Origin of the sequence: Cupriavidus respiraculi, from assembly GCF_914271545.1 — a bacterium.
GTDB lineage: Bacteria > Pseudomonadota > Gammaproteobacteria > Burkholderiales > Burkholderiaceae > Cupriavidus > Cupriavidus respiraculi.
This window is the reverse complement of the sequence record NZ_CAJZAH010000011.1, coordinates 1-19,413: the sequence shown is the minus strand read 5'-3', so window position 1 is coordinate 19,413 and position 19,413 is coordinate 1. Positions and strand designations below refer to the sequence as shown.

At 66.8% G+C, this 19,413-nt stretch carries 30 protein-coding genes and 1 pseudogene; 7 read left to right on the top strand and 24 right to left on the bottom strand.

The window, feature by feature from the left end; translation table 11 throughout:
• Window positions 1–3: 3 nt before the first annotated feature.
• From LDO27_RS25330 to LDO27_RS25215, 24 genes are all read right to left on the bottom strand, one after another.
• Complete coding sequence (locus LDO27_RS25330) at window positions 4–342, bottom strand: phage tail protein (RefSeq protein ID WP_224044602.1); 339 nt, start codon at window positions 340–342, stop codon at window positions 4–6.
• A complete protein-coding gene (locus LDO27_RS25325) occupies window positions 343–3,210 on the bottom strand; it encodes a phage tail tape measure protein (RefSeq protein ID WP_224044600.1) in 2,868 nt (955 codons plus the stop codon).
• Between the two features lies 1 nt (window position 3,211).
• Window positions 3,212–3,442: a DUF1799 domain-containing protein gene (locus tag LDO27_RS25320; protein WP_224044599.1), complete on the bottom strand. Its 231-nt coding sequence runs from the start codon at window positions 3,440–3,442 to the stop codon at window positions 3,212–3,214.
• Between the two features lie 77 nt (window positions 3,443–3,519).
• The gene (locus tag LDO27_RS25315; protein ID WP_224044598.1) at window positions 3,520–3,837 is read right to left on the bottom strand and encodes a phage tail assembly chaperone; all 318 of its coding nucleotides are present in this window, start codon (window positions 3,835–3,837) and stop codon (window positions 3,520–3,522) included.
• Entirely contained in the window at window positions 3,837–4,499 is a 663-nt protein-coding gene (locus tag LDO27_RS25310) for a phage tail protein (protein WP_224044597.1), read from the bottom strand. Before LDO27_RS25310 ends, LDO27_RS25315 begins: the two co-directional genes overlap by 1 nt.
• Window positions 4,500–4,566: 67 nt before the next feature.
• The gene (locus LDO27_RS25305) at window positions 4,567–4,920 is read right to left on the bottom strand and encodes a DUF3168 domain-containing protein (RefSeq protein WP_224044596.1); all 354 of its coding nucleotides are present in this window, start codon (window positions 4,918–4,920) and stop codon (window positions 4,567–4,569) included.
• Complete coding sequence (locus LDO27_RS25300; RefSeq protein WP_224044595.1) at window positions 4,910–5,425, bottom strand: HK97 gp10 family phage protein; 516 nt, start codon at window positions 5,423–5,425, stop codon at window positions 4,910–4,912. The genes LDO27_RS25305 and LDO27_RS25300 overlap by 11 nt, the downstream gene beginning before the upstream one ends.
• 2 nt (window positions 5,426–5,427) lie before the next feature.
• A complete protein-coding gene (locus LDO27_RS25295; protein WP_224044594.1) occupies window positions 5,428–5,754 on the bottom strand; it encodes a phage head closure protein in 327 nt (108 codons plus the stop codon).
• A gap of 8 nt (window positions 5,755–5,762) precedes the next feature.
• Window positions 5,763–6,083, bottom strand: coding sequence for a head-tail connector protein (locus tag LDO27_RS25290; protein WP_224044593.1), 321 nt, complete (start codon window positions 6,081–6,083; stop codon window positions 5,763–5,765).
• A 34-nt stretch (window positions 6,084–6,117) separates the two neighbouring features.
• Complete coding sequence (locus tag LDO27_RS25285; RefSeq protein ID WP_224044592.1) at window positions 6,118–7,362, bottom strand: phage major capsid protein; 1,245 nt, start codon at window positions 7,360–7,362, stop codon at window positions 6,118–6,120.
• A gap of 11 nt (window positions 7,363–7,373) precedes the next feature.
• A complete protein-coding gene (locus LDO27_RS25280) occupies window positions 7,374–7,985 on the bottom strand; it encodes an HK97 family phage prohead protease (protein WP_224044591.1) in 612 nt (203 codons plus the stop codon).
• Between the two features lie 9 nt (window positions 7,986–7,994).
• Window positions 7,995–9,218 carry a phage portal protein gene (locus LDO27_RS25275; protein WP_224044590.1) on the bottom strand — a complete coding sequence of 408 codons (1,224 nt, stop codon included), beginning with the start codon at window positions 9,216–9,218 and terminating at the stop codon, window positions 7,995–7,997.
• Entirely contained in the window at window positions 9,215–9,370 is a 156-nt protein-coding gene (locus tag LDO27_RS25270) for a hypothetical protein (RefSeq protein WP_224044588.1), read from the bottom strand. The genes LDO27_RS25275 and LDO27_RS25270 overlap by 4 nt, the downstream gene beginning before the upstream one ends.
• A gap of 1 nt (window position 9,371) precedes the next feature.
• The gene (locus tag LDO27_RS25265; protein ID WP_224044586.1) at window positions 9,372–11,042 is read right to left on the bottom strand and encodes a terminase large subunit; all 1,671 of its coding nucleotides are present in this window, start codon (window positions 11,040–11,042) and stop codon (window positions 9,372–9,374) included.
• 44 nt (window positions 11,043–11,086) lie between these two features.
• Complete coding sequence (locus LDO27_RS25260; RefSeq protein WP_224044585.1) at window positions 11,087–11,590, bottom strand: P27 family phage terminase small subunit; 504 nt, start codon at window positions 11,588–11,590, stop codon at window positions 11,087–11,089.
• 185 nt (window positions 11,591–11,775) lie between these two features.
• Entirely contained in the window at window positions 11,776–12,150 is a 375-nt protein-coding gene (locus tag LDO27_RS25255) for an HNH endonuclease (protein WP_224044583.1), read from the bottom strand.
• 509 nt (window positions 12,151–12,659) lie between these two features.
• On the bottom strand, window positions 12,660–13,076 hold the full coding sequence (locus tag LDO27_RS25250; RefSeq protein ID WP_224044581.1) for a hypothetical protein: 417 nt from the start codon (window positions 13,074–13,076) through the stop codon (window positions 12,660–12,662).
• Window positions 13,073–13,390: a hypothetical protein gene (locus tag LDO27_RS25245; protein WP_224044580.1), complete on the bottom strand. Its 318-nt coding sequence runs from the start codon at window positions 13,388–13,390 to the stop codon at window positions 13,073–13,075. The genes LDO27_RS25250 and LDO27_RS25245 overlap by 4 nt, the downstream gene beginning before the upstream one ends.
• Entirely contained in the window at window positions 13,390–14,433 is a 1,044-nt protein-coding gene (locus LDO27_RS25240; protein WP_224044578.1) for a hypothetical protein, read from the bottom strand. Before LDO27_RS25240 ends, LDO27_RS25245 begins: the two co-directional genes overlap by 1 nt.
• On the bottom strand, window positions 14,430–14,615 hold the full coding sequence (locus LDO27_RS25235; protein ID WP_224044576.1) for a hypothetical protein: 186 nt from the start codon (window positions 14,613–14,615) through the stop codon (window positions 14,430–14,432). The genes LDO27_RS25240 and LDO27_RS25235 overlap by 4 nt, the downstream gene beginning before the upstream one ends.
• 9 nt (window positions 14,616–14,624) lie before the next feature.
• Window positions 14,625–15,041 (bottom strand): hypothetical protein, encoded by a 417-nt coding sequence (locus tag LDO27_RS25230; RefSeq protein WP_224044574.1) that lies wholly within the window; start codon window positions 15,039–15,041, stop codon window positions 14,625–14,627.
• Entirely contained in the window at window positions 15,038–15,391 is a 354-nt protein-coding gene (locus LDO27_RS25225; RefSeq protein ID WP_224044573.1) for a hypothetical protein, read from the bottom strand. The genes LDO27_RS25230 and LDO27_RS25225 overlap by 4 nt, the downstream gene beginning before the upstream one ends.
• Window positions 15,388–15,903, bottom strand: a complete 516-nt coding sequence (locus LDO27_RS25220; protein WP_224044572.1) for a phage regulatory CII family protein — start codon at window positions 15,901–15,903, stop codon at window positions 15,388–15,390. Before LDO27_RS25220 ends, LDO27_RS25225 begins: the two co-directional genes overlap by 4 nt.
• Before the next feature lie 216 nt (window positions 15,904–16,119).
• Window positions 16,120–16,386, bottom strand: coding sequence for a helix-turn-helix domain-containing protein (locus LDO27_RS25215; protein ID WP_224044570.1), 267 nt, complete (start codon window positions 16,384–16,386; stop codon window positions 16,120–16,122).
• 87 nt (window positions 16,387–16,473) lie between these two features.
• Here LDO27_RS25215 and LDO27_RS25210 point away from each other — a divergent pair, with 87 nt between their 5' ends.
• From LDO27_RS25210 to LDO27_RS25185, 7 genes and pseudogenes are all read left to right on the top strand, one after another.
• Entirely contained in the window at window positions 16,474–17,193 is a 720-nt protein-coding gene (locus LDO27_RS25210) for a LexA family protein (RefSeq protein ID WP_224044569.1), read from the top strand.
• Window positions 17,194–17,442: 249 nt separating this feature from the next.
• Window positions 17,443–17,574 (top strand): hypothetical protein, encoded by a 132-nt coding sequence (locus tag LDO27_RS25610; protein ID WP_290368863.1) that lies wholly within the window; start codon window positions 17,443–17,445, stop codon window positions 17,572–17,574.
• A gap of 39 nt (window positions 17,575–17,613) precedes the next feature.
• Window positions 17,614–17,799 carry a hypothetical protein gene (locus LDO27_RS25205; RefSeq protein WP_224044567.1) on the top strand — a complete coding sequence of 62 codons (186 nt, stop codon included), beginning with the start codon at window positions 17,614–17,616 and terminating at the stop codon, window positions 17,797–17,799.
• An 11-nt stretch (window positions 17,800–17,810) separates the two neighbouring features.
• Entirely contained in the window at window positions 17,811–18,332 is a 522-nt protein-coding gene (locus tag LDO27_RS25200; RefSeq protein WP_224044565.1) for a nucleoside/nucleotide kinase family protein, read from the top strand.
• Window positions 18,329–18,763, top strand: a complete 435-nt coding sequence (locus LDO27_RS25195; protein ID WP_224044564.1) for a hypothetical protein — start codon at window positions 18,329–18,331, stop codon at window positions 18,761–18,763. Before LDO27_RS25200 ends, LDO27_RS25195 begins: the two co-directional genes overlap by 4 nt.
• Before the next feature lie 24 nt (window positions 18,764–18,787).
• Window positions 18,788–19,186 carry a hypothetical protein gene (locus tag LDO27_RS25190; RefSeq protein ID WP_224044562.1) on the top strand — a complete coding sequence of 133 codons (399 nt, stop codon included), beginning with the start codon at window positions 18,788–18,790 and terminating at the stop codon, window positions 19,184–19,186.
• Window positions 19,183–19,413 (top strand): annotated as a pseudogene (locus tag LDO27_RS25185) (DNA cytosine methyltransferase); the annotation flags it as partial. The gene LDO27_RS25190 and the pseudogene LDO27_RS25185, both read left to right, overlap by 4 nt.

Genomic DNA, 19,413 nt, shown 5'->3' with positions numbered 1-19,413 from the left:
TTGTCAGGGTGCGAAGGCTTGAACGAAGGTTGCCGAGAGCGTGTAGATGCCACCCTTGTCAGCCGCCGGCGAGTACTCGGGGACGCGGTACATCCCCTGCACGCCCAGCGGCGGGGTCCAGAGAAACGACCGGTAGCCGCCGTGCCGGTCGAGAAAGTCCTGGATCGCCTGGATCTCGGCCTTGAGGCCAGCGAACTGCAGCGGCCAGCTCTGGACCTTGTTGTTGAGGCCATCGCCGACCGCCTGGCTGTAGCCATCGCCGAACTGCGCGGTGCGGGTACGCAGCGTGACCTGGCCGGCGGCCGTGTTCACCGGCCGCCATGTGAAGGTTTCCGTGGCCATCTATGCCTGTCCGTTTCGCATCCGCCAGAGCATGCCGCCCTGGCGCATCTCGCGTGAAAGCCGCTCAGTGACTGCGGCGTTGATTGCGGAGCCGAGCTGCTTGCTCAAAGCGTCATTGCTGTCGCTTTGCGCCTGCACGCCGCCGTTGTCGACGCTCACGTGGGTGTTGATGTTGATGTCACCCCCGCCGCCCAGCGCATGGTTCGGCACGATCGTGCCGGACTGATTCGGCTTGAACAGCTCCGGCCCGCGCTCGCCCACCAGGTAGGTGCTGCCGGCCGCGACCGGGCCGCCATCGGCGCGCGCGCCGCTCACGAACACGCCGCTCAGCCCGTTCCCGAAGGTTCCAGTAGCGGCGGCGCCGGTGTACCCGGTGGTGGCCGGCCCAGTGCTGAAGCCGCCCCACGCCGATCCAGCGGTGGACGCGGCGCCGGCGCCAGCCCCTGCGGAGAACAGGCTGCCGACGAGCCCGATGCCCATCTGCACCAGGCCAGAGATCGCGGCGCGTGCCTGGATCCTCGCAAGGTCGGCGATCACCGACTTGGCGAAGTCGCCAAAGCTGGCCTTGCCCGTCATGGCGAACTCCACCACCGAGTCCTCCAGACCCTGGAACATCCCGCCGAACAGGCGTCCCGTTTGGTCCGCCACGTTGGCCGAGTAGTCGCGGTAGTCGGCCATGGCCGCCATGGCGCCGTTGCGCCAGTCCTCGCGCTTGAGCGCCAGCTGGTCGTAGTACTGCCCGACCTGCGCCAGCGCCTCGCGCTCCGCGTCCTTGATGCGTGTCAGCTCCTGGGTGTACAGATCCGTGCCGACCAGGTCGCGGTCGGTCATGCTCTTGATCCAGTCGGTGCGGATGCGCTCAAATTCGCGGTAGACCCCGCGCTGGGCCGTAATCTGTTCCTGGGCCAGCGCGCCCATGCCGAAGGCGCCCAGCTGGCGGTCGAACTGCTCGCCGCGGGCGATCGCACTCTCCCGGATGCGCACGGCCACGCCTTCGGCCTGGGTCTGCGCGTCCTTGAGCAGCCTGGCTTGGCGCTCCAGCTCTTTGGTTTCCTCGCGGCGGGCGAGCGCGGCTTTCTCGGTGGCCACGTTCAGGTCCAGCTGCGCCAGGATCTCGTCCTTGCGCGCCAGCAGGCTTTTCTGGTCCGCCGTGAGCGTCTGCTTGGTCTTGATGTCCGCCAGCTGCTGCGCGAACTCGGCGCGCGCCTTTTCGGCCGCCGTCAGCTTGTCGGCGTCGAGCGTCTGCGCCTGCAGCGCGGCGCCGGTCTGCCGCAGCTGGTCCAGGTAGCGGGTGGCGTAGTCCTCGACGTAGGCTTTGGGCCGTGCGCCGCGGTCCTTGTACTTGGCCTCGATGGCCGCCGCGCGCTTGTTGTACTCCTCGGTGGCCAGGCCGACCTTGGCCGCATCCTCCCGCAGCTGGCGCAGCTCATCGGCACGCTGCTCGGCGCGGCTGCGCGTCGCCTTGGCCTGCGCGTCCAGGCGGGCGCGCGCGGCGATCGTTTCCTCCTCGCCGCGCTGGCGCTCCGCGTCCGCACGCGCCTTGGCCGCCTCGGCCTCGAGCGCGCGCTCCTGCTCGAGCAGCGCCCGCAGGCGGGCCTGCGCGCCGGCTCGCCGGCGATCGCTACCGCCGGTCGCCGCCCCGCCTTGGGTGTTGCCGAAGTTCTCGCCATCGCCCAGCCGCTCGATCTCGGCACGCACCGCCGCGATGCGTCCCTTGATATCGGGCAGCGTATCGGGCCGGCCAAGGCCCAGCATCGCGTCCCAGGCGCTTTTGGCGGCGCCAGTGACGGCACCCCAGCCGCGCTCGATGAGACCGAGGTTGGCCAGGATCTCGTTGGCGCGCTTGCCCATCGCGTCAGCGTAGGTGCGCTGCGCCAGCGCCGCGGCCTCCTCCTTGCTCCCCTGCTCCTCGAGGGCACGGATCTGCTGGTAGACCGCGTCGGTCAGGTAGTGATACTGCTCGTTGAGCTTGAGCGACGCCTTGACCGGCTCGTCGCCCAGCTCGACGTAGCGCTTGACCGACTCGTCCACCGCAGTGCCGCTGGCCTTTTCCCAGGCGATGGTCGCCGCGACCAGCGACTCGAACTGGCCGGCCGCGATCTTGCCGCTGCCGGCCAGCTTCACCAGCACGTCAGCGGCCTGCCCCTGCGTGCCGATCGCCTGGCTGATCTGCCCCGCCATGACGGAGAGCTGGTTGGCGGTGGTGCCGGCATAGTTGCCGGTCGTCACCAGCGCTTTCTGGTAGGCGGTCTGTTCCTGCGCGCCGATGTAGGCCGCCGCGCCCACCAGGCCCAGCGCCGCTGCCGCAGCCGTCGCCGGGTTGATCATCCCCGCAATGTGGGACGTCAGCGCCCGCGCGGCCGGCACCACGCCGCCGAACATGTCTTTCAGCTGCCCACCCTGCTGGGTCAGGATCAGCAGCGCGCTCTGGCCGCCGGCCAGCTGCGTGACGATATCGGTCAGCTGCGCGGGCACCAGGCGCAGCGCCGCAGCGGTCTGGGCGGCCGAAACGCCGCCCTTGGCCATCGCCGCCTCGGTCGCGCGCAAGCGCTCCACCAGCGGCGCGGCCGCGTCGGCCACGCCGAGCTGGGAGGCGCGCAGCGCCGCGTACTCGGAGGCCGTCTTGCCGGCCCGGTCGGCCTGGCGCTCAAGCGACGCCAGAAAGCGCCGGCTCTGCGCGTCCATGCGCTGGGCCGTATCGGTGGCGGCATCACCGACGCCGCGGATGCTGCCGGCCGCGCTGCGTCCGCTCGAGGCCGCCGTGGCCTCCAGGCTCTTGATGGCGCGCTCGCCCTCACGAAAGCCAGCCTGGAGCCCGCTGACATCGGCGCCGACCTCGAGTGTGGCCTTGCCTACAACGTCGCTCATCTCAGCTCCCGGTAATTTCTTGCATGGCCGCGTGTTCCATCAATCGCACGTCATCGAAGACGCGCGGCCATTGCGACCGCGGCACGCGCCGCAGCTTCAACACGAACTCCAGCACACCGTAGTCCAGCCCCACCGGGCCATTCATGCCCATCCGCCATTGCGTGGAGATCTGGCCGAACAGCGACACCGACAGGTCGGTGTCTGGCCAGACCTCCGCGTCGTCGGGCTCCATGTCGGCCGGCGTCAGGCAGAACGCCGCCAGCTGGTCCGCCGGCGGCGGCCGCCAGAACAGCCGGCGTGCCGCGGCGATCAGTTTCCCCGGCGTTGCCCCTGCAGCTCGTCCAGGTACGCCTGGAAGATGGCGCGGCCAGCGCCGCCGTAGTTGCGCAGGAGGCGCTTGAGCGCCTCGGGCGAGAATTCTTCGTCGACGTCTTCCCAGCCCGCCACGATCTCGGTCAGGTCCGCGCGCTCGCCCTGACCCTCGGCCTCGATGGCGCGGGCCAGGAATTCCCGCGCCTGCTCCTCGTCCTTGTAGTGGCACAGCAGCTTCAGCGACTGCGGCGCCTCGCCCGGCGTCGGTACCTTGACCGTCAGGTTGAAGGTCGGATTCGGTTGGATCTTGAACATCAGGCACCCACCTTTGCGTAGCGCGTCGGCTCGCCGGTCAGGGACAGCGTGACGGCGATGGTCATGGCCTCGTTCTTGGTGGTGCTCGGCATCTTGGCCATCGACACGTAGGCGCGGAAGTAGATCAGCGAGCCATTGGGCAGCAGGAACTGGATGACACGCGGCTCGCGGTCCTCGTCGGCCGCGGCCAGCAGCGCGTAGTGCGGCTGCGTGTCGTCGTCCGCGATGGTCAGCACGATCGATCGCGCGCTGCGCGTGGTCGGGATCTGCTTCTCGTCGCCGGTGTCCTCGAGGAACGAGTAGGTGTAGAACTGCTGCTCGCCGCCCTGGCTGGCCGACTGCATGATCCCCTGGATCTGCTGCCACCCGCTCACCTTGCGCACGCTGCCCACGCCGGTACCGGCCGGGTACTTGCTGGTGTTGGTGGCATCGTAGCCCTCCAGCGCGAAGGTGCCGGAGGCCACGTCCTCGATGCGGGCCACGCGGCCGTCGAGGCCAGACCAGCCGGAGGCGATTTCCACGATGTCGTTGTCGACCAGCGTGTGCGCGGCGGCGGTGGCCACCGGCGGCGCCGCATTGGTCAGCGCCGTCATCGTGGTGGCGGCGGCCATTGCGGTGGCAATGGAGAAAGTTGCCCCGTTGGGCAGGCGTACAGCACTCATGTGCGACTCCTAGAAATGAAAAAGGCCCGCGCGAGGCAGGCCGGTTGGGATGTGCTGCAGGCCGACGCTACACGTCGAACCAGATGGAAAAATCCTGCATGAGGCCGTACAGGCCGGTCAAAGGCTCACGCGAACTGAGCGCACCGGACACAGGCGTCGCCCGCGTGCGCGGATCGTCGATGAGCCGTTTGGCGATGGCCCGCGACAAGGCGCCAGCCTCACCGCGGTCTCCGCTCCAGACGGCAATCTGGAAGCGGCCATTGGCGACATCGGCGGCGCCCTCCAGGAATGAAAACGGATCTCCCCCCACCTGCTGGTAGATCACGAAGGGCCGCGGCACGTTGGCCGGCGCCTCATCGGGAAAGACCCGACCGCCAACCATGTCGCCCAGCACGGCAAACAGCGTTTCCTCAATCGTCATCCGCCTCTCCCGGGGCAATCTGCCCCGCGCTCTGGTCCAACACTTCTGCCAAGCGCTGGGCTGCACGTTGCCGCATTGCTTCTACCGCCGCCTCCGCCCGATCGCCGGCGCGGCGAATGAAGGCGACACCGGGCACCCATACTGGGATATCGAGCCGATCCGGCAACGCCCTCCAGCCGTCCGGCAGCTTGACCAGCTTGTTGATGCGCCAGTGACCGTACTCGAGCAGATGGGCGTGAGGCGCCTTGTAGGCGTTCCAGCTCACTTGGTAGACCGCACGCTGCAGGTCCGACTGCTTTTCCGCATAGGCCCGATAGATCGAGTCCCGCAGCTGCCCCGGCTTGATGTGGGGGCGCGGCGGGCCGTCATAGACGGGCGCCAGGCGCCGCGCCTCTTCGTAGAACACCACCGCGCCAGCATGCGCCGCAGAGCGGACCACCTTTTCCTGCACGGCCGCATCGAGTGCCTCCAGGCTGGCGACCAGGTCGCCCTTGAGCTGAAGCATGGTCACTCCTGCACCGAGATCAGCGCGACGACCAGGTCGACGTGCTCGCGTCGCGCGAGGTCCGGCAGAACCTGCCGGATCCGGTAGACGTCGCCGCCGTAGGCCACACGCCAGTCCGCTTGCACGTCGGCCCGGTACCGGATCCGCATGCTGTAGGAGGTCTCGGCGACTTCCATGTCGGCCGCGATGGTTTCGCGCCCGCTTTTTCCGCGGATCCACGCCCAAGGGCGGGCCACGTCGACCCATTCGTCTACTGGCTGTCCGGTCGGCCGCTGGCCCGGCTGCAGGCGCTGCAGCGTAATCCGGCGGTTGTACTTGCCCAGCTCCATGGCCGCCCCTATTCGAAGAACCAGCGGTACGGCTCGATCAGCGCCGTCACGCCGGCCGGGATGGACTTGATGTCCACCTCGGTGGTGTCGGAGCGGTTGCTGTCCCAATGGCCGATCAGCAGCAGCATCGCCAGGGCAATGTCGTCGCCGAGCTGTAGCGCGTTGGCGGGAGCATCCGCAGGCAACGCCTGGCCCGGCGGATACAGCGTCCGGTTGATCCGGTTCTCGACGTAGCGCTGTGCCGCGCCGAGCCACCGCTGCAGCAGCGCATCGCTGACCTGGTCGTCATCGATCTTGAGCTGCTCGCGGATCTGTGGAAGTGGGATCATGCTGATCCGGGCCGCGCGAGCGGCCCGCCTCGAGTTAGGCCGGCTTGCCGACCAGTGCCGCCATCGCCGACAGGTCCTGCAAGACGCAGCCGAAGCGGTGGAATGCCAGGAAGCCGGTCTGGTCGTATTCGGCGAAGCGCTCGACCAGCCGCTTGATCGCCATGTAGCGCACGCGACGAATTACGAACTGGCTGAAGTCGCCGGCGTACATGAACTTGGCACCAGCGGCAATGCCTGCGATCGCCTGGTCGACGACGTAGCGCTGCTTGAGGATCATCGGCGGCGCCGAGGCGTCCAGGCCGGGCAGCCACAGCGGCCGGCCCTGGCCATCGACCAGCTCTTCCAGCACCTGGAGGGTCTGATCGTTGAACGCCAGCCGGAACTGGGGCGCGTTGCGATAGGCCGGATCCACGGCGTGGATCAGGGTGTTGACCTCCTGCCAGGTGACCTTGGTAGCGGCCGCGGTGTTGCGCGTGATGATGACCGACTGCTCCAGACCCTTGGGCTGGGCCGGCGTGCCAACGCCGGTACCCTGGACAATCAGGCGGGATTCCGCACGGCCGATGCGCGAGCCGATGCGGCCGGCCAGGAATCCCTCGATGTCGATGCCCGAGTCGCCCAGCAGCTCGTTGCTGACGCGGATCACCTTGGACGACAGCTTGTGCGAGCCCAGCGATCCCATGCCGAACTCAACGTCGCCCTCGGCCGCATCGGTGTTCTCGCCGATCAGCTCGCCCTCTTCGTCGACGCCCAAGCCGACCGGCCACTCGATGGGGTTGCCGCCATCGGTCACGAGGATCTGCGATACGCCGGCGATGCCGCCGTAGGACACCATCGACTCGATCACCCGAGCGAGGAAGGTCTTGGGCACGGTGTAGCCGCCCTTGTCACCGACGCCCGCGGCTTGCGCCCGCATCTCGCTCATGATCTGGCGCTCCTCCGGCGACAGCTCGCCGAGGCCCTCGCGCACGAAGCGGTCGAAGGCCGCCGAGCGGCGCTCATCGTCACTGCCGGTGGCCGGCGCCCCGCCGGTCAATGCGGCGGCCTGACGCGCCCGCGCTGCCAGGTCGTCGGTATTGGTCTCGACGTAGCGCTGCTCGGTCTGGCGCAGCTGCTCCTCGCGGTCGATCTTCTCGTCGTGCTGCTTCAAGTCCGCCTTCATGGATTCCCAGCGCGAGCGCTGCTCGTCGGTCCAGGCGGCGTCGCCGATCGATTCGTGCAGCGAGCGCATTTCGGCCGCGATCTTGGCACGCTTTTGCTTCAGTTCAGCCAGGGTCATAACTTCTCCGTTCAGATATTGATGAGGTCAAGGATGCGTTCGCGTGCGCGACGCTGGGTTACTGCCGCGATGTGCGCCTTCTCTTCGCGGGCCTGCCGCCAGGCTTCCAGCGAGCGCTGGGCCGACGGGCTTTCGTCGTATGCCGGATAGGTGACCGGAGATACGTCGATCAGGGAGCGGAACCGGTGAATGCGGCGCACCACCAGCTCGCCCTCCTGGCGCCACTCGTCGCCGTCGCTGGCAACGATGAAGCGGAAGCTGGAGCCGTTGATGTCGCCCCGCGCCATCGGCGCGAGCACCAGGTCGCGCACGGTCTGCGTGTCGGGCGGCGTGACCGTGTACGCCAGCCCCCGCGTGTCGATCGTCAGCTGCAGCGTGTTGCTGCGCGTGCGACCAAGCACAAAGTTCGGGTCGTGATTGAACAGCGCCCGCACGTCGTCACCGAGCACGTCGTCGAACGCGCCCGGCGCGATCTCCTCCACGAACAGCCCCATGATGGGAGCGCTGCGCGTGTTGAAGACGGCGCCATAGCCGTAAATGGTCGTCGGCTGCGCTGCGCCGCCTTCGGACGAGCGCAGTTCGCACAGCTGCCCGGGCAGCGTGCGCTTTTCGATGTCTTGCATGGAGTGCCCCTACGGGTTGTCGGCCGGCCCGGGAGCGGGCGCGGCAATATCGGTCGCCGGCTTGGCGTTGACGCTGATGAGCAGGTCGTCCAGACCGTCGCGCGGGTTCAGATCCTCCTGCTCGCGCACTTCGTTACGGTCCATCCAGCCATCCGTGATGGCGTAGTGGTAAAACTCCGCACGCTCTTTCGGCGTGCCGCGCAGCAAGGCCGCAAGGTTCAGGCGCACGTAGTAGCCGGCCGCCCGCTCTGCGCGAGTGAACAGCTTGCGGTTCAGCTCCTGCTCCCAGTTCACCACCCAAGGCATCATCGTGTGGCGCACGAAGCCCACCGCCTGCTCGCTGATGTTGGTGAAGGTGGCGCGCTCCAGATCGTTGATCATGTGCGCCGGCACGTTGTAGATGCTGGCGATCTCCGACCGGGTCAGCTTGCGCGTCTCCAGGAACTGCGCGTCCTCGGGCGCGATGCTGATCGTCTTGTAGTCCAGCTCCGCCGGCAGCAGCAGCGTCTTGTTGTCCGACTGCTTCAGGCGGGTCACCGCCTTATTCCAGAACGACTTGAGCCGCTCCCAGCTCGCCTCTTTCAAGTCGCCCTTCACGGTCAGCAGCCCGGTGGGCCGTCCACCGCCGTCGAAGAACTCCTTGCCGTAGCGCTGCACCGACAGTCCGAGGCCGATGGTTTCGGCGTGCTGGCGCACAGGACTAATGCCGGTGCGGCCATCGGAGCCAAGCGCCCGGATGTGGATCATGTCCTCGAGCGCCACCGATTGCGGTCGCTCGTCGTCGTCGAGCGTCGCATAGGTCCAGCGCGGACCGATCTGCACCAGACTCGTCGCCCACGGGAGACGGCGCTCCAGCGCCACCAGCTCGCCGGCGGCGTTGCGACGGATGTAGCTGTATCCGTTGCCCCAGCCGCAAACGTGCGCCTGCTTGGTTTCGCGCCACTTGTAGCTGGTCTGCCAGTCGTTCGGCGCATCCTGCAGCAGGTAGTACGCCGGGTGATCGGTGGCCGGCTCGATCCGGTTGCCGGTCCGGCGCATCACCACGGCCGGCAGCTGCGCCAGCGCGGTGGCCAGCACGTTGATGCACGCATACGCCGCCGGCAGTCGCATGGCGGTCAGCTCGGTCACTGGCACGCCGCCATCGCCCCGCAGGTACTCATGCAGGTTCTGACCGGTCAGCGGCACCGATGGGTTCTCCAAACTGCGAGACTCGAACAGGGTGTCCAGGATCATCGCCCCCTCCCGGCAGCAGCGCGCACCGCGCCGCCCAGCAGCAGCGCGCCCACACCCATGAGGGCTGGCCCGGCGCCGAATTGCAGGTACAGGCCGGCGCCCAGGCAGCCGAGGCCCCCCAGGCCGACCACATCGGTCAGCAGTGTTTTCATGTCACATCGTCAGAATGTCGTCATCGTCGAGGTCGCTCAGAGAGAACAGGCGTTCCTCGAGCACCGCGGCGCGACTGAGGGCCATTACCGTCGCAACGGCGGGGTCGATACGGCCGCGCGCCCGCGACCGCTTCTTGTCGGGGCGGAAATTGCCGTTGCTGTCGAACAGCAGCGACACGTTGATGGCCGCCCAGCGCAGCACCGGGTTGCCGCCGTGTCGCAGTCTCTTGCCGTAGACCAGCTCCTCCAAACGCTTGGCGCCCGGATACATGCCGTGGGTGTTCTGCGGAACCTCGACCATGGGCACGCCCTCATCGAGCAACTCGCCGACCAGCTGGCTGCTGTTCCACACGTCGAACCCGCATTCGGCCAGGTCGTACCGATCGCGCGCGGCCAGCACAGCTTCCTTGACCGGCCGGTGGTCGGTGATCGCGCCCGGCGTCACCGAAAGCCAGCCGCCAGCTGCCCAGCCCTTGTAATCCGCGCGGTCGGCGCCGGCCTGCGTATCGACCTTCTCCTGCGGGCACCACGTCTGCACCAGGACATACCAGGGGCCGTCCGGGTCATCGTCCGCCGGTGGGAAGACCAACGCGAACGCGGTCAGATCCTGCGTCGACGACAGGTCGATGCCGCCATAGCAGCGGCGCCCATCCAGGATGCGCGGGTCGAATTTCTTGCCGCCCTTGTCCCACGTGGCCGGGTCCAGCCATCCCTCGGCATCGTTGACCCACAGGTTCAAGTCCTTGGTCATGAAGTTGGCGCGGGCACTGGGCAGCGCCTTCGCCTTCTTGGCCATCGTCCGCATGTAGTGGAGATGCTTCGACAGCCCGAGTCCTGGGTTGGCCTTGGCCCACACAGCCTCATCGAACGGGTCGTCGGCTTCGTCCAGCGTGTAGACGTAGCCGAAGAATGCGTCGTCCTCGGTATCGCCGCGCAGCACGTCGATCAGGTACTTGCGGATCTGCGTGCAGATGCCATCGAGGATGAAGCCGGCGGTAGTGATGGCCGACAACAGCGGCTGGCGCCGCGCGCCCAGCGCGGACTCCATGACTTCCCACACCTCGGGCGTCTTCTGCGCGTGCAGCTCATCGAACAGAATGGCGTGCGGGTTCAGACCATCGAGCGACTCGGCGTTGGCCGGCAGCGGCTTGAACACCGAGGTGTCGCCGGTGATCTGCTCCAGGTTCTTGCCCTCGTGGATCTTGAAGGACCGCTTGATGCCGGCGGAGCGCCGCGCCCACTTGCGGACGTTGTCGAAGGCGGGCTTGAACACCGACATGGCCTGCTCTCGCGTGGTGGCCACCGCGTACACTTCCGCGCCCGGCTCATCGTCCATCATGAACAGGTACGCGCCCTGCGGCCCCTTCCAGGTGCTCTTGCCGTTCTTGCGAGCGACCTCCTCATAGCCGCGGCTGAAACGCCGCGCGCCGTCGTCGCGCAGCCAGCCGTACAGCACCGCGGTCCAGAACTTTTGCCAGGGATCGAGCAGGATGGGCGTGCCAGCCAGGGAGCCCTTGATGTGAACGAAATACCGTTCGATGTAGCGGATCACATGCCAGGCATGGCCAGGACTGAAGTGCAGGCCGCGCTTGTGACCGTCCCGCAGGTCACGGTAATGCCGCTCGACAGCCAGGTAGACCAGCTCGCCCACCACGATCTCGCCGCGCAGCACGGGCAGTCCGTAGGACTGGTCCCACTCCTGCAGCTCGGCAGGGGTCAGTGCGTCAACGCGCTTCTTCGATCGGCGCGGCCGTGCTCGACCAGGTCGTCGAACAGGTCGTCCTGCTTGCCCGCGTCCCCCAGCTTGGCGCGAGCCATCACCGCCGAGGGCAGGCTCAGACATGCCTCCGGTAGCCATTTCAGCAACTCCTGCTTGATGTCCCGCGCCGCGTAGTAGAGCGGGTGCGGCTGGGTGTACTCGCTCTTTTGCGACTTCACCAGGATGGATCCGCCGTTGCCTTCGATGAACTGACGCAGCTCCAGCTCGGTACGCACGTACTGCACGAAGGTCTTGCAGATGATGGTGATGGCGATGCCCGCCGTCTTGTGCGGGATGCCCTCGTCGCGCAGCACGCCGCAGATGTAGTCCCACACCTTGCGCTCGCGCGGGGTGAGGTGGGCGCCCGGCGGCGATTGCGGCGAGTCCTTTCCATTGCCACCAGAGGGGACCGCCGGGGTATCGCCCTCGTCGTCCGGCAGGCCGAGGTCTTGCAGGCCCATAGACAGCTCCTTTTCATGCGAGGCACCGAAAACGATCTCCGGCCCGTTTTCATGCTCTCTATGAGGCGGATATTTCTTACCCCCCCCTCTTTCAAAATCACTGCTCTCAAAAATCCACCTGGAGCGCGGTCTAGGCTCGGAAGGCCGCCAGAGATTGACCCACCCCCCCCCCTACCCGCGCGCGGTCAGCAGCGCCGGTTGCCGAAGCCGCCGTCCTCGCGCGCGGTCTTGCGGTCGTGGCACGACTTGCACAGCGCCTGCCAGTTGCTTCGGCGCCAGAACAGTCGCTGGTCACCCTTGTGGGGCACGATGTGGTCGACCACGGTGGCCGGCACGATGCGCCCAGCCTTGCGATGCTCGACACAAATGGGATTCGCCTTGAGGTACTCGGCGCGCTCTCGCTGCCACTTCCCTCCATAGCCGCGCGCCGCTGAACTGCCGCGGCGCTCCTCCGCCTCGGTGCTGCGCTTGACCGCATGGTCCGCGCAGTAAGCGGTGCCGCCGGCCGCGTAGCGCGGGCAACCCGGATGCCGGCACGGCCGAGGCGCTTTGCTCGGCATCAGCGCACGCTCTCGTCGACATCCACGCGAACGCGAAAGCCCCGCGCCACAACGCGGCCGATCCACTCCGGCTCAGGTGAACAACGCGCGGCGGCGATGCACAGTCGAGCAGCACAGAGGAACGGCGCGAGCCACCAGGCGCGCACCAGCCGAACGCGAACAGTGCAACGGGCCATGACGGAATCCCAAAAAGACATTGGGCCGGCAACCCGAAGGCGCCGGCCCAACGTGAAAGCCCGCGAGCGCGGGCGGGAGGAGACAACTGCGAAACGTTGCCGGTTACGGATCCGGCGGCGATGCGGCGCCCGTTGGCCTACCGATTCCATCCCGCTGCGCATCAGCGGAACGAGGCAGACACCGGTCTGCCAGCGAGTGCGTGAGCGCCGACCGCATCCCCTGCGCCCCATCGCCGAGAATGCAAAAAGCCCGACCAGTCGAGGAACCGGATCGGGCTTTGTTTCGCTGCACGCACTGAAACCACAGCGTAGCCGAAATCTACTGAAACCCTGTCACGATTTCAATAGCAATTCCAAGGGGGGTGCCTTAAGCCGTGGATTCCTAAGGCAAAAGTCGACGCCGGACAGCAGCGAATCATGCAGGCGCCAGACATGGCGCTCGCTGACCCGCAGTCGACGCGCCACCATCGGCTTGGACAGCTCATCGATGTACCAGGCGATCGCCAGCCGGTGCAGCTCGGCAGGCAGCTTGCGCAAGGCTTCGTGCGTCTGCTCGCATTCGGGCGGTGACATGGGAATGTACGCCTGCACCGGCATCGAGCGGATCTCCTCCAACGTGAGGCAGCTCTGTCCGTAGCCGTTGCGCCCGCCACCGCTCTTGGCCCATCGACCCCAGGAATGCAGGCGCTCCACCACTCGCGCCAGTCGCTCGCGGGACAGCCGCGAGCCCGTACCCTTTTCTGCGTTCATCGCCGTTTCCTCCCTCCGACCATCGTGCGCATCTGCGCGATGTTGTGCTCTGCCACCGTGGCTGTCGCGCGCTGCTGGCCCACCTCGGGCGCGCCAGGAATGGGCGGCAGATGTTCCTGGCGCACGACGTCCCACAGCCGGCCCCACCGGTCCTGCGCATCGGCCCACGCAGGTGCGTCGCGCAATGCCACCGTGCCGTACCGCACCGCCGTCCAGTAAGCCGCGCGCGACGACCACGCCGCCGGCGCCGCATCGCCGCTGCACATCGCCACCGCCTCGGCGAAGGCGGTCGCCGCCGTATGAGCGCCGGCCATCACCGTGCCCGCCGCTTGATCAGCTTGGCCAGCATGCCCTTGGGCATCGGCCCCTTCGGCAGATCACCAACCCTGGCGGCGTGCGCTGCTTCTTGCGCGGCGCGGTTGGCCCGCACCAGCTCGCGTTGATGCGCGACGTCGTCGGCGTAGATCGGGTCCCAATCCGGCTGCTGCGCCTTCGCCACCAGGGCGTTGAAGAACGCCCACGGGGCGTGAATGCCACCGGCTTGATTGGCGCCCCGCCATTCGTCCAAAACGCGCTGTCCGAGCGCCGCGCCTAGCGGCCGCAGCCTTCGTGCAACGTAGGCCCGCTGCCGCTGCGTCAGGCCCCTCGGCCAATGGAGCCCCGCTTCCCACTCGATGGTCGCTTCGCGCTCCTCCTCTGGATTCGGGGCCGAAGGCCCTCCCCCCACCGCGGCTGCTGGCTCGTGGCGTTGCTCTGAGGGCTCGAGGCGCCCTTGCGCCGCGATGGGTGTTTCGTCGCCTTTGGGGTTGTCGGCCTCTCGCACCGCAGGTGCGGGAGGGTCGATCGCTTTGTCATCCCTCTCGCGCCGCAGGCGTGAGGGGGTAGGGGGAGAGGTTTTTACGGTTTTATCTGACTCCTGATGTGTGCCGGCTTTCGGGCCAGACCCCATCTGTGCATAACCCCGGACTGCCTTGTCCTTACTGGCTTTGCGGGACGCCTCAGGGGGTGTCGAAGGGGTGTCGGCTTTTTCCGAGGCGAGCGAAGCTGTGCGGGCCAACAGCAATCGAAACTTGAGCTGCAGCTTGTTGCCGATCGACTCGACCAGGCCGATCTTTTCCAACTGCGCCATGCGGCGCCGCAGCTGCTGCTCGGAGGGCTTGTACGCCTTCACACCGGGCCGCCCTGGCACCTCGGTGTCCTCGCGTAGGGACCACCACGAGATCGCCTTTGCCGGGCCACCGACGATGCCGGTCTTGTAGTCCATGCTTCGCCGCAGGGCGTCATACAGGTCGCGCGCCAAATGGTCGACGGCACGCATCGCGGTCCACTCGCGGTCATCGATGACGAAAGTAGTCATTGGCCTTGCTCCGCCTCGATCATGCTCTGCTCGAGCTGGTACGCCAGGAAGCCCACCTGCCATGCGTGGCTGTGGGGCGTGCCCTCGGCATACGGATTGGCGCGCATCGGGCAGGCCTCGGCCGCGGCGGCCGCCCTGCCCTGCGCTTCGATCTGTTCGATTGGCTGGATGGGATAGTCCATAGAGAGTCCTTACCGCCGCTGTTGCGCGGCCCCACAGAGAACATCAAAGGTGGCCACGAACGCGGCCGGATTGTCGGGACCGCATTCCGTGCGGTACACCTGCGTGGCGACGACCACCTGGGATCGATAGGCCGCGCGCGCTTCGTCATCTGGCATTTGCAACCAGCGCTCGACACAGGCCAGCGCCAGCGCGGACATCTGCTTACCGGCGGCGAACGCATAGAACACGTCGCAGAGTGGCCAGAAGCCGAGCAGGTGCTCGGCGAACTCCTTAAGCACGGGGAGGCCCTTCGCGTGCGCGATGCGCTCGACATGCCACCATGCGCAGCACAGCTGCCGCGGTTGCGCGCATGCCAAGCCCAGCTCCGAGCGAGCGGAACGGCAACAGCGCATGTCGCGCGCAAACCGAATCTGCACCGGTGTCACGCCCCGGCCCTCACCTGGTCGAAGGAACAGAGGTCGTCCCACACATCACCGAGGTCGGCATTGCCGTCATACGTCGCGATCATGTGTTGCTGCGCCCGGTCCACGCGCAACTGCACCTTGTAGTTGGGATCGCGGACGCTGAGCAGCCGAAACACACGGCCGCGGCCGTGCTTGATGACGAATACGCCGAAGGGCTCGCCGCCCTTCAGGATGCGTTGCTGGATACGGCCAAAGAGGGAGGTTAGCTCGCGCCCGGTGAGCGGCTTGCGTGGCCTCAGGAGGGCTTTGACGCGCACGCGTCCTACGGGCGCAGCGATCGCAGCGCCCGGCAGCAGATCCACGCGCGTCATGCTGAGGCCGCCCCGCCCTCTTCGGCCACTACCTCGGCCGTCATCGAGAGCCCCAGGACCTCCCGCATGAGCTCGAGCGCCGCCGTCTGGATACGCTCGCTCTCTTTCGGGCTGAGGCGCCCATCTGCGACGCCGACCGAAACCTCGGCAACCAGGTCGGCAAACTCCCGGGACACGGAGCCCAGCGTGCCGACGACGTCCTTGGCCACCAGCCCGGGCCGCGGCGGCTCAACGGCCACCAGACCGTGGCGCCAGCACATCGCCTGCAGCGGCGCGTTGTGCCGCTCGACGCCGGCCTCTTCGCACAGCTCGATGACGAGGGAGAACTCCTCCGCGCTCATCGCGTGCGACTCGATACCCGGGCGCAGCTTGTTGCGCAGAGTGTTGGGAGAGACCTGCTTATCCTGGCGCCGGCCCATCGCCTGCGCGAGCGCATCGATGCCGCCTGGGTATCGACGGGCGAGGCTGTAGAGCGCCTCGTGCTGGTCGATGTCGGAGTACTGGTACGTCACGGTAAACCCCCGGAATTTGGCCGTGTTACCAATAGGTCACAGCCGGTTAATCTACGTCTGAAACGCGGCACATCGACCGCGGAGCCCGGGAGAAAACATGCGTCAACCCAAGCCGAAATTCCTTCGCCGTATGTCTCCGCTGGAGAGGCGGCGAAATACCCCCCAGCGTCTCGTGAAAGCGCGTCACCGCGCCGCCGGCAGCTCCCCTGCCAGGACCTACTCGCCTGCCTGCATTCGGTGCAGGTCGATCGTGATGTAGGTCATTTCCGGCCACACCCTCGCCCAGTCCTCTCGCAGGTCCTTTCGGGACACTGCGCCGCCCGAGTGCATCTCGATGGCCACGCACAGCTCGCACTTGAAATGGCGGGCACGGCCAGTACTGATGGCCTTGCGCAGGTAGCCCTCGGTCGTGCCGATGGCAGCGCAGAACGCTGCGCGTTCGGTCTTGCTAAGGTCGTTGAGGTAGGCGAGCAGCTTTTCCATATGGCCGCGAGATTACCATAAAGTAATGCCGCGGTAGTACCTTTTAGGGTTTTACCTTAAAGTAATAGGTAGGGATAATTCGCCCTCATGACGACCGTTGACAACCGCCGCAAGCGCCTCCAGCGCCTGATCACCGAGAAGTACGGGACTCAGGCCGAATTCATCCGCCAGACCGGCGAGAACCAGGGGGAAATCTCCGCGATCGTGCGGGGCGCGAAGGGCTTTGGCGAAAAGAAGGCACGCAAGCTCGAGGCAAAGGCCGGCCTCCCAACGGGCTGGCTGGACTTACCAGACGATCGCAGTGGCACCCCACCAACGGGGGGACAGGTCAGCTATTCAGCAGACCCTTACAATTTCCCGACACTCGGCGACAACTTCGAGACCGGGCCCGACTTGAGGCCGCGGCTCTATCCCGAGATTTCATGGGTACAAGCGGGAATGTGGACAGAAATAGCAGACAACTTTGAACCTGCCGCAGCGCAGGATTGGCACTACTGTCACAAGGATTTGGGGGCGCACGGCTTCATGCTGCGCGTCAAAGGTTTTTCGATGACAGCCCCGCCGGGGCAGTCGCCCTCCTTCCCGGAGGGCATGCTGCTGGGCGTGAATCCTGACGCTGAAGCACTGCCCGGCAAGTTCGTGGTCGTGCGCCGCAACGGTAACGAGGCCACCTTTAAAAAGCTCACCATGGTCGATGGCGATCCCTACCTGGAGGCACTGAATCCAGACTGGCCCAATCGCTTCATTCCCATGCAGAAGGACGACCAGATCTGTGGCGTCATTCAGACGGCCACCTTCGAGCTGTAGCACCACCAGGGCCGCAACGCGCCCGCAATAAAGCCGTCCACCACAGCGCCGCCACAGAGCCGCAGGACGACCATCGCCCCCACATCTCGCGCCGGCTGGGGAGCAGCCGTCGCTCTTTCGCCACGGAAAATTACGCTCCGGCAATAGTCACGCCCGCACATATCACCGTTCGGTATTGACACCGAAAATTACCCTTTGGTAATCTCGCCTCGACCGCACCGCCCGGTGCGCGATTCGAGGAGTCACACCATGAACAAGCTGAAGCGCATCAAGGGCTGGCTGGCCGCGCTCACCGCGGCGGCCGTGGTCGCCGGCGCGCATGCCTACGCCGTACATAGCGACGAGCAATCTGCCCCGCCGCCCCCGACCTACCACGCCTGACCCACCGTGCGGTCGCGCCCCTACTCGAATGCTGCCCTGATGGCCGAATTCCTGCGCCTGAAGGGAAGCGGCCGGCCCGAGGACGCGATTCGCACGCCGCAGATGCGCCTGCAGCTGGTGGCCTCCATCGAGGCCCGCCTGAAGGGCAAGCGCAAGACCCCCGCCAAGCTGCGCGATCCGAACGTGATCGACCACAAGCGCCGCCAGGCCAACGACCTCGACTGAGGACCTTCCCTATGTTGATCGGATTTTCCGGTCGTCCCGGCGCTGGCCAGGACGACGCCGCCGACTATCTCGGCAAGGCGCACGGTTTCGCCGTCATTCGCCTCGATGAACCGCTGCGCCACATATTGGCCGGACACCTGGGAGCGGAGGCGTTCCTCCCGGCTCAGCTTCACGCCCTTGCGAAGGGCTACGCCTCTACCCCCCATGAGTTCCTCGCCACGCTGCGCCAGCACCCGGCGCTGGGGCACGACACGCTCGCCCTTGTTGCGCGCCAGCAGATCGAGGACACCGGCCCCCATCCGACCGTAGTGCCCGACGTCACGAACATCGCGGAGGCGCAGCTGATTCGCTCGCTCGGCGGCATCGTTGTCCGGCTGACAAACAGCCATGCGCCTCACCGCGGCGACGAGCCAGCCATTCCTGACGACCTCATTGCGCAGCGGATCGACGTGCCGGACAGGCCCTTCCCTTTCTTTGACCTGCTCGACAGGCTGGTGGAAGAGCAGGCTTGGGAAGAGGCGGCCGCAGCATGACTACCACCCACCATCACCAGGCCCGCCACGGCGCCGCGCTCACCGCAGCGGCCGAGGCGCACGCCCTGCAGACGCACTGGTACCGCGCGATCGCGTTTTTCTTCCTAGACCCCTGCGAGGCCACCTACACCCAGGTGGCCTGCATGGTCGCCACGGCCCGCGAAGCGATGCGCATGCAAGGCGTGCGCGACTTCGACACACAGATCCGCTCTATCCAGCGCGCGCTCGACGTCATTTTTGATCGTTGGGAAGCCACGAACCTGGTCGTCGCGCTGCAGGCGGAAAAAGACACCATCCGCGCGGCCGCCGAGCACATCGCCCAAGCACTGGCGGCCGCATCGAGCCGCTCGCTCCAGGCAGCACACGACATCGCCAAGGCCGAGCTATCGGTCCAGGGCATCAACGTCGACGACCTCCCCTCCCTCCGCTGATAACACCTTCACCCCGGAGAAATCATGAACCATCGCGCCACCAAGTTTGCGGCGACCTCGCACGCCGCCATCACGTCCCTACCCCGCCAACACGTTGACGACATCGCCGTCGAGAAGATCTCCAACGCGATGAAAGCGCGCCTGGCCGAGAAACGCGCTCAGGGCTATTCAGGCTGGGATGATCCGCGCCTTTGCTCGCTGGAGCTGCTCGCCGGTCTGATGGCCGAATCGATGTGCAAGGGCAAGCTGGTCGACGCGGCCAACTTTGCGGCAATGCTGCATAGCCGCGGCGCGCCGGCCGACCTGGTCGCAGAGCATGCCCGGCGCGCGCTGCTCCGCGGCTCGCGGGAGGACCAGTCCAGCCGCATCGCGGAACTTGTCGCAGAGATTCGCGCACTGCGCACACCGGAGTGCCGCGCATGATTCGCGATCAATTCCTGCTCGACATCAGCCACGAACTCGTCGTCGACAACTTCGCCGGCGGCGGCGGCGCCAGCTGCGGCATCGAGCTGGCTTTGGGCCGCCACGTCGACATCGCGATCAACCACGACCCCGAGGCCGTGGCCATGCACGCGATCAACCATCCGCAGACGGAGCACCACTGCGAATCCGTATGGGACGTGGACCCGTTGGCGCTGACGCGCGGCCGC